10 protein-coding genes are annotated in these 13,461 nt (G+C 39.5%); 6 read left to right on the forward strand and 4 right to left on the reverse strand.

Annotated features, from left to right (window positions below; all coding sequences use genetic code 11):
- The first annotated feature begins 44 nt into the window (after nt 1-44).
- Nucleotides 45-572 carry an FKBP-type peptidyl-prolyl cis-trans isomerase gene (locus tag M2135_RS11955; protein WP_280748740.1) on the forward strand — a complete coding sequence of 176 codons (528 nt, stop codon included), beginning with the start codon at nt 45-47 and terminating at the stop codon, nt 570-572.
- Nucleotides 573-624: 52 nt separating this feature from the next.
- Here the strand turns inward: M2135_RS11955 and M2135_RS11960 are convergent, their stop codons facing one another.
- Both M2135_RS11960 and M2135_RS11965 read right to left on the reverse strand, forming a co-directional pair.
- The gene (locus tag M2135_RS11960) at nt 625-2,001 is read right to left on the reverse strand and encodes a glycoside hydrolase family 140 protein (protein WP_280748741.1); all 1,377 of its coding nucleotides are present in this window, start codon (nt 1,999-2,001) and stop codon (nt 625-627) included.
- A 7-nt stretch (nt 2,002-2,008) separates the two neighbouring features.
- Nucleotides 2,009-4,297 (reverse strand): cation:proton antiporter, encoded by a 2,289-nt coding sequence (locus M2135_RS11965; RefSeq protein ID WP_280748742.1) that lies wholly within the window; start codon nt 4,295-4,297, stop codon nt 2,009-2,011.
- A gap of 109 nt (nt 4,298-4,406) precedes the next feature.
- Between M2135_RS11965 and M2135_RS11970 the strand changes: the two genes are divergently transcribed.
- Nucleotides 4,407-6,413: an alpha amylase C-terminal domain-containing protein gene (locus M2135_RS11970; protein WP_280748743.1), complete on the forward strand. Its 2,007-nt coding sequence runs from the start codon at nt 4,407-4,409 to the stop codon at nt 6,411-6,413.
- Between the two features lie 16 nt (nt 6,414-6,429).
- Complete coding sequence (locus M2135_RS11975; RefSeq protein ID WP_280748744.1) at nt 6,430-7,404, forward strand: type I phosphomannose isomerase catalytic subunit; 975 nt, start codon at nt 6,430-6,432, stop codon at nt 7,402-7,404.
- Nucleotides 7,405-7,483: 79 nt separating this feature from the next.
- Here M2135_RS11975 and M2135_RS11980 read toward each other — a convergent pair whose 3' ends face one another.
- A complete protein-coding gene (locus tag M2135_RS11980) occupies nt 7,484-9,952 on the reverse strand; it encodes a glycoside hydrolase family 2 TIM barrel-domain containing protein (protein ID WP_280748777.1) in 2,469 nt (822 codons plus the stop codon).
- A 159-nt stretch (nt 9,953-10,111) separates the two neighbouring features.
- Nucleotides 10,112-10,504 carry a YkvA family protein gene (locus M2135_RS11985; RefSeq protein ID WP_280748745.1) on the reverse strand — a complete coding sequence of 131 codons (393 nt, stop codon included), beginning with the start codon at nt 10,502-10,504 and terminating at the stop codon, nt 10,112-10,114.
- Nucleotides 10,505-10,984: 480 nt separating this feature from the next.
- Between M2135_RS11985 and M2135_RS11990 the strand changes: the two genes are divergently transcribed.
- The 3 genes from M2135_RS11990 to M2135_RS12000 all read left to right on the forward strand — a co-directional run bounded on the left by M2135_RS11990 (nt 10,985) and on the right by M2135_RS12000 (nt 13,444).
- The gene (locus tag M2135_RS11990; protein ID WP_280748746.1) at nt 10,985-11,665 is read left to right on the forward strand and encodes a response regulator transcription factor; all 681 of its coding nucleotides are present in this window, start codon (nt 10,985-10,987) and stop codon (nt 11,663-11,665) included.
- A 1-nt stretch (nt 11,666) separates the two neighbouring features.
- Complete coding sequence (locus M2135_RS11995; protein ID WP_280748747.1) at nt 11,667-12,935, forward strand: HAMP domain-containing sensor histidine kinase; 1,269 nt, start codon at nt 11,667-11,669, stop codon at nt 12,933-12,935.
- 65 nt (nt 12,936-13,000) lie between these two features.
- Complete coding sequence (locus M2135_RS12000; RefSeq protein WP_280748748.1) at nt 13,001-13,444, forward strand: PepSY-like domain-containing protein; 444 nt, start codon at nt 13,001-13,003, stop codon at nt 13,442-13,444.
- Nucleotides 13,445-13,461 lie beyond the last annotated feature (17 nt).

A 13,461-nucleotide genomic window follows, 5' to 3' on the forward strand; every position in this document is an offset into this window, starting at 1 on the left:
TCAAATAAGCTTTTATTATATTTGCACTCTTTTAATAACACATTATGAAATTTAGACAAATATTGATGACACGTTTATGGTTTTTTTGTGTGATGTTGGGTTCGTTTTTAGCTGTATGTACCGCTTGTGACGATGATGATGAACAATTCTCTCCGGAGGAACAGAATTATTTCGAAGAGAATGCAGACTATCTCTATCGAAGAAAAACCGAAAAAAATGAGAACGGAGATTTGGTTTATACACCGATTCCTGTCGGGAAAGATACAATCTTGTATCGGGTTATGGAGAAAGAGGGAGATGGGGAAAAACCGCAGATGAGCAGTCGGCTTACCATGCTCATACAAGGTGAATTGATCAGTGGTGAAACTTTTCAACCGCAGATTGAAATACCCTGTACACCAGCACAATTAATACCCGGAATGGCCTATACTCTTTTGGAATGTGCAGAAGGAGAAACGGTTGAAAGTATTATCCCGGCATCGTTGGGATATGGATATGTACCGGTCGGAACAATTCCAGCTGGTTCGACATTAATTTTTGTCTTTAAAATAAAAGCGATCGATACGCCTTAAGGGTATATCGATCGCTTTATGACAGGGGGATAGATCTATTAGGATCACTTTTTTAGTTTTCTCGGATAATTAAAACCCAGTCGTTACCCCGACCGGAGGATGGTGGAGTTATTTGACAGGCACTTGTACGCATAACCTCTTCCCCCTCTTTTAATTCTCCTGTACGGGGATTCATCCAGGATAAAGCGAATTTGTTTTTACGGCTGATCGGTTCCAGGTTGATTGTTGCATTTTCTCCATGGGGAAAATAGACAAATGCAAATCCATTACCACGTAAAGCAACTATTTTATGATCAGGTGAACTGTTTTCGGAAACGATTAGCGATAAATCAGGTATGCGGCTTGTCCAATCAAAACGTTCCATCAGCTGGCGGGCATAGATTAAATCGAAGGCGCCGGGTAAGTCCATGGATGTTTTCCAGTTTCCTCTTGCTTGGCCGGTCGGTTCAAATTCAGGAGTCAGCATTTGCCAGATATCATGACAACCATACGTATGGCCTAACGCTCCCGTAAAAAGATTCCAGTACATGGCTTGGCGAACATCCACATCATCAAACCACCCTAAGGAGTCGGGCTGCCAGCATATCGGATGGTTTTCATAACGGGGCTCTCCGTCCAAACACGGTTTGACCGGAATAAGATTATAGTCTCTTTGTACAATTTTTTCATAGGCTGCATAGTTGCGTTGGCAATGGCCTGTTTGCGACATATTGAAATCGAGCCAGTCACAGTTATGAAACCATTCGCTGGATGAGCGTTCGCCTTGCGGATGGAAAGTGATCAGATGGTTTTTATCGGCTTTTCGCAGAGCTTTCCCTAATGCATCCCAGATCGGATAATTGCCATCGCCCCCAAAACGGTCGCCTCCATTGATCCAGATAATATTTTTGAAATTCTTATAGCGTTTGCCCAACCATGTTCCATACCATTCGGCATTTATAGGGGTGAAAATTTCCGGACCAACGCCCCATTGTTTATCTACTTTATCTCCCCAGGTGGGAAGTAATCCGATATACAGTCCTTTTGTTTCTGCCATTTTGATCACTTTGTCGACCCATTTAAAATAGGCTTCATTCGGTTGCTCTATCCGATTGTCTGTTAATGGCGTATCCCCATTTTTATTGGGTGTGTTTAACCCATCGAGTTCGGCCAGAATAACAGCCTGGATCACCGTAAAACCTTTTGCTCGTCTGTTTTCGAGGTATTCTTCTACTTCCTGTTCATTTAAGCGATGGAATAATTCCCAGGCGGTATCTGCCAGATAGAAGAAAGGTGTGCCGTCTTTGTGTTGCAGATAACGCCCGTTGGCAGATACTTCGAGTTTGCCATGCGAAAAGTTTACAGACGATCCATTCCATAATGTCTTTTGTGAAAAACATGACCACACAGAGGTTAAAGCCAACAAAACAATGATTAGCTGATTTTTCATAATGTACTTATTTACTTAAAATTAGGGTTGAAGGCATATTTTGTAATGCCTCTTGATGATTTTCAGATATACGGTTCCAGGTATGATAACCGATAAGCATAAAATTATAACCATTGAATATCTCAGCGGTCAACTCTTTTTCCCGTAAAATAGCCGTATTTCGTACACGGGTTATAAAGTCTTGTGATTTTTCTTCTACAACAGATCGTCCGGGAGTCGTATGATTGGTCAGGTTTAAGACTGCCGCTAAACCCTGAGTCGATCTCAGTAACGTCTGTGCATAATGGAATAGGTAGAGATCTTCCTCTGAGTCAATGATAATCAAAATGCTATTTGCTTTTACAAAATCACGGTTAATGAACACGCCAACCGGGACGTTTGTCTGTTCGATAAACATTTTGGTTTTATCTTTCAACAAATCACCCGGGTAAAATAACGATTCCGGGGCTTTGAATTTCTTAAGGTACTTATTGTATAGCGACTTATGGTACTTTGTGGCGGCAACGTCACCGGGTAGATTACTGTGGGAGATCCCGGCACCGACCAGTAAAAAATCGAAACCTTCTTCGTTGACGATTTGGCAGATATCTTGTCCCGGATTATTGGATATTTCATAACGTGTTTGAATGTCGATCCCTAATTTTTGAGCGCCGTACAGGATCGGACCGAAACTCATCTCTTCAAAATTTTCAATGTGTAATGGATTCACATCCGGCCCTACAGTCAGATGGAGTGCCGTTAATTCCATTTTATTTTTCCCTTTAGAAAACATCTGGTGGGCAACATCTAACATAATCTGACCGTTTCCGGCGCGTCCAAAAGAAAGTAAAACCCTGAAGATATTTTCGACCGGTTGATGTGTTGTGTGTTCCAACAACTTATCTCTTGTCCGGAAGCAGAACTTAATGAATGAGATCAGAGGTGCTGTCATGAAGGTGGTAATTAATGTCATGATGACTAACATGACAAAAATCGGAGGAGGAAGTATCTTCATTTCGTAACCGATGGTCAGTACCACTAACTCCATTAATCCTCTCGTATTCATTAGTGCGCCAATATAAAGGCTGTTTTTCCAACTCTCGCCGACAAAACGGGCAGAGAACAATGCGCCTCCGAATTTTCCGGCAATAGCGACAAGGATCAGGATTCCACACATCGACCATAGTTCCGGGGTATTCAGTAGACCGATCTCAGTCCGGAGGCCGGTAGAGACAAAGAATAGAGGTAGGAACAAGGAGAGTGAAACGTCTTCCACTTTTTCGCTCATGATCTTACGGAATTTAATATCTCCGGGCATGACTACTCCGGCAATGAAAGCGCCAAACAGAGCATGTAGTCCGAGTACTTCAGTGGTATAAGCAGACATGATAAGAATCAGAAACATAGAGGCGACTAATCCTTTGTCGATCACTTCTTTATTGTGATAAATATTCCCAACCATTTGTAAAAAAGGACGGACAGCAAGAAACATGAAAGCGATATATACAACAGAAAACAGGATATTAAAGATGGCGCTTAACATCGATCCGGCTTGTGCTATGGCTATGACAACAGCCAGTAAACACCAGGCGGTGATATCTCCATTGGCAGCGCTGGCTAATGAAATTGTTCCGAGATGTGTTTTGGTTAACCCCTTTTCTTGAATGATACGCGCTAATACCGGAAAGGCGGTTATACTCATCGATATACCGATAAATAATGCAAAAGAGAGAAAAGGCGTACTTTCATCAGCATATGTATCGTAAAGAAAATAGGCAGCCAACATACCGAAAAAGAAAGGAACAATAGTGCTGGTATGGCTGATTAGGATTGTCTCTTTCAGTTTACTTCGAACTTCCGTAATGTCCAATTCCATGCCTATAGCAAACATAAAAAGAATCAATCCGAATTGACTGATTAAAGTAATATTCCCTAATGATTCGACGGGGAAAAGAAAGGCAGATATTTCAGGAAAAGTACTTCCCAGAATAGAAGGTCCCAGGATAATACCGGCAAGAATCTCTCCTAAAACCGTCGGTTGTCCTATTTTCATGAATAACCATCCAAAAATACGACAGAAAATAAGAATGACGATTATTTGTAACAGGAGGATACCTATTGGAGATTCAATGTGTTCGAGCAACAGTTTCTGAAACAGATCAAATCCTTCCGACAGATTGGTCGGGGCATCGTAGGTCGCAGAAATTGCTTCGTCCACTTGTTGGCGTTCTCCTTGTTTAGCAATAAAGAACATCAATGAACCGAAAACAATAATCACCATCAGATAGAAAGTCAAACTTTTTGCCCCTTTACTCATCTACTACGCGGTTTGATGCAAAAATAATAAATATCCTTTTATTCTCATTATTCTCAAAGGGTATATTTTTTTCTTTTATCTTTGTCAGATAACCAATTATATAAAAATAATGGATTCGCTTAACCTGATTAAAAATGATCCTTGGCTATCTCCCTATGAAAAAGCCATTGATGGACGATATGAGTATGCCCTGAATAAAGAACAAAACCTGACAAACAATGGGAAACAATCACTCTCGGATTTTGCTTCCGGTTATCTTTATTTTGGATTGCATAAACAACCCGGTGGATGGGTTTTCCGCGAATGGGCTCCTCATGCAACAGCGATTTATCTTATTGGCTCTTTCAACGGTTGGGAAAAAGATGAAACATACCGGATGAAGTTACACGAGAATGGGGTATGGGAGATACAATTGGATGAACATCAACTTCACCACGAAGATTTATTCAAACTCCTTGTGGAATGGGAAGGTGGAAGTGGAGAGCGTATACCGGCCTGGATACGCCGGGTAGTCCAAGATCCACAGACTCATATTTTTAATGCACAGGTTTGGAATCCCAAACAACCTTTTGTCTTTAAACAGAATGATTTTATACCCGATACTTCTCCTTTACTGATTTATGAATGTCATATCGGAATGAGTACAAATGAAGAACGGGTAGGTACATATACCGAATTCCGGAAGAATATACTGCCCCGCATTAAAAAAGACGGTTATAACGCGATCCAGATTATGGCTATTCAGGAACATCCCTATTATGGCTCTTTTGGATATCATGTCAGTAGCTTTTTTGCAGCATCCTCTCGTTTTGGTACTCCAGAAGAACTGAAACAACTGATTGATGAAGCGCATGGGATGGGTATCAGTGTGATTATGGATATTGTGCATAGCCATGCCGTGAAAAACGAAATAGAGGGATTAGGGCGTTTTGACGGTTCCTATGATCAGTATTTTCATTCAGGTGATCGACGTGAACATCCAGCTTGGGACTCTTTGGTGTTTGATTATGGCAAGAATGAGGTGCTCCATTTTTTATTATCAAATTGCAAATTCTGGCTCGAAGAATATAAGTTCGACGGTTTCCGTTTTGATGGAGTCACCTCTATGTTGTATTATAGCCATGGGTTAGGAGAAGCTTTTATGAATTATAGCGACTACTTTAACGGACGTCAGGATGGAGACGCTATTGCCTACCTCACATTAGCCAATAAACTGATCCATGAAGTCAATAAAAATGCGATTACTATTGCTGAGGAGGTGAGTGGTATGCCCGGACTGGCTGCAAAAGTAGAAGATGGCGGTTATGGGTTTGATTATCGTATGGCGATGAATATTCCGGACTACTGGATAAAAACGATCAAAGAGAAAAAAGATGAAGAGTGGCATCCATCCTCTATCTGGTGGGAAACAACCAATCGCCGTTCCGATGAAAAGACGATCAGCTATACAGAAAGTCATGATCAGGCATTGGTTGGAGATAAGACGATTATTTTCCGTTTGATCGATGCCGATATGTACTGGCATATGCAGGTGGATGATCATACTTTTTTAGTGGATCGCGGTATGGCTTTACATAAAATGATCCGGTTAGTCACTGTTGCCACCATCAATGGAGGTTACCTTAACTTTATGGGGAATGAATTCGGTCATCCCGAATGGATCGATTTTCCTCGTGAGGGGAATGGTTGGTCGTATAAATATGCACGACGACAGTGGGAACTGGTCGATAATTTGAACTTGAAATACCATTATCTGGGTGATTTCGATCGCGAAATGCTAAACCTGATCAAAGCGGTGAAAGGTTTTCAAAATACACCCGTGCAAAAAATATGGGATAATGATGGTGACCAGATCTTAGCGTTTATGCGGCAAGAGTTGTTGTTTGTCTTTAACTTCAGTCCGGATAAATCGTTTACCGATTATGGCTTCCTTGTTCCTATGGGCGAATACGAAGTCGTTCTGAATACGGATGCACCGTGTTTTGGTGGTTTTGGCTTGGCCGACGACAGTATCCATCATTTTACCCATTTTGATCCTTTATATAAACAAGAAAAGAAAGAATGGTTGAAACTCTACCTACCAGCCCGTAGCGCGTTGGTTTTGAGAAAAATATAATTTACAGATAAAAATCATGTTATATCCATTGACATTTAAACCGATCCTCAAAAGTGTGCTTTGGGGAGGTTCAGCGATTTGCCCGTTTAAAGGCATTACTCCCGTACAGGAAGGTATCGGGGAAAGTTGGGAACTCTCTCATGTGGAAGATCACTATTCGATTGTAGCGAATGGAGCATTAGAAGGAAAATCTTTAGATGAATTGATTCGTATATACGGAAATAGTCTGGTTGGAGAGAAAGTGATCCGCCGGTTTGGAACAACATTCCCGTTATTGATCAAATTCATCGATGCACGTGATGATCTATCCATTCAGGTTCATCCCGATGATACGTTGGCACGCAAACGACATAATTCGTTTGGAAAAACAGAAATGTGGTACGTGATTAAAGCTACTCCCAAAGCAACTTTATACTCCGGTTTTTCGCAACAGATCAATGCCGAAGAATATGTGGAGCGAGTCAAAGACAACACAATCATGGATGTTTTAAAACGCTACGAAGTGGCTTCAGGTGATGTCTTTTTTCTGCCGGCCGGCCGTGTGCATGCCATAGGGGCAGGTTGCTTTATCGCAGAAATTCAGCAGACAAGTAATGTGACTTATCGCATCTATGATTATAACCGGAAAGATATTCAGGGCAATGAGCGCGAATTGCATACGGAATTGGCAAAAGACGCGATCGATTATACGTTGTATGATGATTATAGAACACATTATTCGTCAGAAAAAGATGCTGTAGTAGAATTAGTTCACTGTAAATATTTCACAACAAACCTGTTGGAGTTGGATAAACCGATAGAACGTGATTTAGTCGCATTGGATTCTTTTGTCGTCTATATTTGTATGGAAGGAGGGGCTAAGATCACTGATGATAAAGGAAATGTTATCGAAGTCCATCAAGGGCAGACTGTACTGATCCCTGCGGAAACCAAACAAGTAAATATCCTCCCGCTTTCTACGGTCAAATTGATGGAAACATATATCGATTGATCTGATAAAGAGACAAAACACAAACAGGCGACCTGATACATTGATACGCAGGTCGCCTGTTTTTCTTTATAGGAAAATATTATTCAACCGGAATAAAAATACTATTTATCCGATCTCCTTTGATAGCAACAATATTCTTACCTTTATTTTTTATAAGTTTAATACGGGCACGTCCATTATATGCCTGCACTTTTTTAGAACCGCTGGATGTTCCCCGGTTTATGATCAGATGACCATCTCCGACAGAGTCAAAATAAATATAATCGCGCGAAGTGAGGCTAACGACTCCATTTTCATCAATCAATGCAGCTTCTATCCAGACATATTCATCAGTCTCTTCGATGATTGAAGCTGTCAGTTGTGTAGGAGAACCAAACGTTCTTGTTTCATACTCAAATGTAATTTCATCTTCCACCCGTTCTTTTCCTTTTTTACCAATGGCTTTAATCGTATTAGTGCCTGATTTGAATACAGATTCCCAGCGCAATCCTGCGGCAGGAAAATCTTGTGAGTTACGTTTTTGCTTACCTAAACTTTCTCCGTTAACAAACAACTCCACCTCTTCACAATTAGAATATACTTTCATCATTTTCTTTTCATTGGCCTTTCCCCACCTGACAGGCCATGAATGTCCGTATATGTGAATCATTGGTTTTTCAGTCCAATAAGATTGAAAAACATAATAACTCTCTTTAGGTGTAAAATCCCGTTCGATGACTCCTTTTTGATTCATATAAGGCACCGGATTTTCCGGTCTGACAGGAGTTGAGAAGTCTTTAAAAGGCCAATAGGCCGCACCTGTAAGCCAAGGCATTGTTTCTTGTTCTTTCAGATGCCAGTCAATCAGGTCACAGATATAAGATTCACTCCAGTCGCCATCTTTAGAAACGCGAGCTGCTCCTCCGTATAAAGACGCATCCCCGGCGCGTTCATCGGCTCCCTGACCGGAAACGATATTCTGAAGGTTCTCAAATATATTTTCTGCATGTCGCCGTGCATGACTATCACCACCCCATTCCACATGCAGGAAATGATTTACTTTTTGCATTTCTGTATGTGATACATCTTTATATTCGGTATACACTCCGCGATACCAACCGGCCCAGATGGAAGGTGAGTAGACATCCACAATATCGCTGCAAAATTCGCAACGGCGGATAGCCGTTTTCCGGCTATTGTCCAATTGATGAGCCAGATCATGCAACTCTTTCATAAATGCCCGGATAGCATCTTTTTCAAAATAGCTAAAATCATTTGGCCAGTCATTTTCATTTCCCAGTCCCCAAATGATAACCGAAGGATGATTACGATGTTGAGTGACCATATTCGTTAACATCCGCCTGGCTTGTATTTTATAACTTTCACCACCTAATCCACCACGACACCAGGGTATTTCTTCCCAGACAAGTATGCCTAACTCATCACATAAATTGAGTATAATTTCCGATTGCTGATAATGCCCCAAGCGGATAAAATTGACACCCATCCGTTTCATCATTTCAATCTCGGTTCTCATCATCGCTTCCGTCATTGCTTGTCCTACGCCGGCATGATCTTCATGACGGTGTGTTCCGCGAAGCAGTAATCGTTTTCCATTGAGATAAAACGGCCCTTTCTCTTTGAATTCAAAATGACGGAAACCAAAACATTCTTTTGCGGTAACACTTTCTCCTTCTACATCCAGTTTTAATTCGCAGGTGTAGAGGTTGGGATTATCTACATCCCATAAAATCGGATTTTTTATAGAGATTTCAGTGATAAACTGTTTTCCTAACGGAAGTATATCCTGAAGCTGTTTATTAAAAACAATTTTTTTATTCGGATCATAAACAGTCACTTGTATGTTTGCCTTTTTTATATCCGCCGGATTATGAAAAGAGGCATTAATCGTTAAGATCCCCTCTTTCAGACTTGTTGATAATCCGGCATCTAACTGTATGTATTGAAAGGATGTTTTCGGCACATAGACCAGATTGACATACCGGTACAGCCCACCATAAACATTAAAATCGGATAAATCAGAAGGAATCATCTCCAGATCTCTTGAATTGTCACAACGAATTGAAAGGGGAATCTTTCCTCCGAACCGCTCTGTTAATCCTTTGTCTTTTTTAAACGCTTCAACCGCATCTGTTATATCAAGCGTCCACTCATCATATCCACCAATATGTTCACCCACTTTAGTCGTATAAAGATATACTTCCGTTTTCTGACCGGCACCTTCAAAATCAAGTAGAACTCTACCGTCGGCATACGGATTCTCTATATCCAACAATGTCTTATACCATCCCGCCCCCTGATAATAATTGACATCAGGATCTACAGCATCTTCTGCATTGAAACAATGAGGCAGTGTAACCTTTTCCCAAAGAGGTACGGTTTCCGGATTTCCCGGATTAGCAGGACGTACAGCCTCCCATATACCTCCAAGATCACCTTTCAGGTATTCCCAATTCTCAGTCAATCGAATTTTATGGGTTGTCGGCACTTTCCCTGTAGCAGAGTATAAAGAACAAAGTAATAGACAGCTTAGTAGAATAGATCTCATCATTTTAAGTATTAATATCAAAATGTTATTCCGGTGAGTGTTTGCGTACACACCACGAAATATTCTTCAAGCAATTCCGGTATAATGATCAAAAATATGGTCGGGGAATGTTGCTGAAAGAAGCCACAAAAATAGGAAAAGATTTATTATCGCCTATTTTCAGACCTTATTTGTTTGTAAAATTTCGGTCACTTTATGATCCGCCTTAGCTTTGATTTCAGGGGTAACACTATCATTGACCAATTTCAAGGCCAATGCCATTACGGCTATATCATCTGTAAAACCGATAACAGGCAGAATACTTTCAGGAATGAGGTCGACAGGTAAAATAAAGTATCCCAAAGCACCTACAATATAGGCTTTATGTTTGAAAGGAACTTTATCATCCTCAAGCAGATAATAAAGAATAAGTGCCGGACGAAGTACTGTTGCACCTACTTTCCGGGCAATACGGAATATTTTATCCCAAAAGTTCTTTTTAGAATAATGCTTCCCATATTTTTCTATCTCGTTAATCTCTTCAAAAGAGACATCTTCAATCCTTTTTGTCATAAATGTTTATCTCTTGGTTGTTTTCCTTCATACAAAACTAAGAAAAATAATCACTCTTTGAATATGAAAGGATTAGTTTAACAACTCATCAGATTATTTCACTTTTACTTGTTTTATAATCGTTCCTCGCTCTGTTTCTTAATTTGTACACACAGTTTTGAGAACTATCTACTCCCCTTTCCGGAGCCATTTCGAACACTTTTCTGTTAGAGGTACCTCTAAATAATTTTAGACGTACCTCTAAACAGATTTACACCTACCTCTAAATCAATTTAGAGGTACGTCTAACCAAAAAGTGGTTTACTTCATGTAATACAGTCAATACGATCCGACAAAAAAGCCTTCACTATAACCCTTAAATACGAGATACTCATTCACGCTCTTAAAGCAAATTCAGAAATTCCAGTTTTTTGCCAAAATGTTTACTTACCTTTGTAAATTAAGCATTTATAAGAACCGATCGTAATAAAAAACATATATATGAAGATTCTGGTAGTAGAAGATGAAGACGCCTTGCGGGAAGTGATTGTCCGTTCACTGGAAAAGGAACGTTATCTGGTAGAATGTGTGGCTAATTACCAAGAAGCCATGTTCAAAATCAATGACTACGACTACGATTGCATCATATTGGATATCATGCTGCCGGGTGGCAGCGGACTATCGATACTGGAAGAATTAAAAAAATGTCATAAAAAAGAAAGTGTCATTATCATCTCAGCCAAAGATTCACTCGAAGATAAAATAACGGGATTAGATTTAGGAGCCGATGATTATCTGACCAAACCATTTCATCTGGCAGAACTAAATGCACGCATCAAGTCTGTCGTTCGCCGCAAACAACAAGACGGAGAGATGAACCTTATATTGGCAAATATCACCCTCTACCCCGATCGACATGCCGTTTTTATTGAAAACAAAGAATTAGAACTCAATCGGAAAGAATTTGACTTACTCTATTACTTTATTACCAATCCCAACCGCGTGATCAGCAAAAGTGCTTTAGCAGAATCTGTTTGGGGAGACTATATCGATCAGGCAGACAGTCTGGATTTTATATACAGTCAAGTCAAAAATCTTAGGAAAAAACTAAAAACAGCAGGTGCTACCCCTGAAATTAAAGCAGTTTATGGATTTGGATATAAAATGATAAGTGAAGATTAAAATGAAACTAATACATTACACCATACGCAATTTATTTGTACCCCTATTAATCATCATGACCGTCTGGGCATTTGTGTTTTACATCCTTGTACTGCATGAAGTAAATGATGAAACAAATGATACCCTACAAAACTATAAAGAGATTATCATCAAACAAGCTTTAGCCGACACCACCTTCCTGAAAGACCATATCGGCCTGATGAATAGCTATTATATACGTGAAATACCGGCAGATCAAGCCAATCTGAGCAAAGATGAATTCTATGATGATACAAAATACATTGAAATAGAAAACGAACATGAACCCATTCGTGTTTTACGCACAAGCTTCATGACTCCCAATGAAAAATACTATGAACTCAAAATAGAAATATCCACATTAGAAAAAGAAGACCTGACCGAAACAGTTCTATGGGCAACAATTATTCTTTATATTTTGTTGATTTGCTGTATTTTATTGGTGACCCATTCGGTCTTCAAAAAAAGTTTTATCCCATTATACACCATCTTAGATTGGTTGCGTCGTTATCATCCGGCTAAACCATCAGAACCATTAGTCAATCAGACATCCATAGAAGAATTTAATATCTTGAATCAAGCCTTTAGAGATGCAACCGAGCGAGGTATAAAAGTCTATGAAGAACAAAAACAATTTGTCGAAAATGCCTCCCATGAATTACAGACTCCTATTGCCGTCTGTATGAATAAACTAGAATTACTCAGTGAAAATCAGGATTGTACCGAAGAACAACTCGCCGAAATCGCAGATATTTATCGTACCCTACAAGGCATCTCTAAAATGAATAAATCATTACTCTTGTTATCACGCATTGAAAACAAACAGTTCCCCGATGAAGAAGAAGTCAACATCACCCAACTCGTACAATCAGTAACAAATGAGTTTATAGAAATGTATGAAAACAAAAATATACAACTCTATTTTATAAAAGAAGAACCACTAAGCTGTATCATGAATCCCGCTTTAGCACAAACAATGATTAAAAACCTGGTTCGAAACGCATTTATACATAATATCCCCGAAGGAGAAATTTATATTCAAATAACAACAGATTCATTAAGTATAGAAAATACAAGCGATAGCCCCGAACTAAACCGGGATAAACTATTTAAACGTTTCGGTAAACAAAGTAATCGACCCGATTCCACCGGTTTAGGTTTAGCCGTAATTCAATCAATAGCACTCATTTACAAGATAGACCTTACATATACATATAATGGAAAACATCGGTTTATTTTAACATTTAAGTAAACAACTATTCCAAAATCTTTCCCAAAAGTTCCTCTTTCTTTGTCATAAATTTAAAGAAAGAAGATATGAAAAAAATTAGTTCACTCGTGATTATCCTATTCCTGTCTGTTTTCTCCGCAATCGCAGATAATGACAGGATTACACAAGATGTGTCGGAACTACCCATAGAAAGTCGGGAATTCATCTCTACACATTTTACCCAGACAGAAATCTCACACATAAAAATTGAAAAAAATCTGATCGGAATTAAAAACTATGATGTGATCCTGACAGATGGAACAAACATCGAATTCAACCGATCAGGCAAATGGACAGATATAGATAGGCGTAAACAACCCATCCCAACAGTACTCATACCAGCGACAATAGCTGCTTATGTTAAAACCAATTTCAGTGATAAGCAAATCACCTCTATCGAAAGAGAAACCCGTGAATGGAGTGTAAAATTAGATAATGGACTCGAATTAACCTTTAATAAAAAAGGACAACTCATTGAAATAGACGACTAAATAACAAGAAGTACAAC

The sequence above is a fragment of the Parabacteroides sp. PF5-9 genome, from assembly GCF_029893105.1.
In the GTDB taxonomy this organism is placed as follows: Bacteria; Bacteroidota; Bacteroidia; order Bacteroidales; family Tannerellaceae; genus JARXWG01.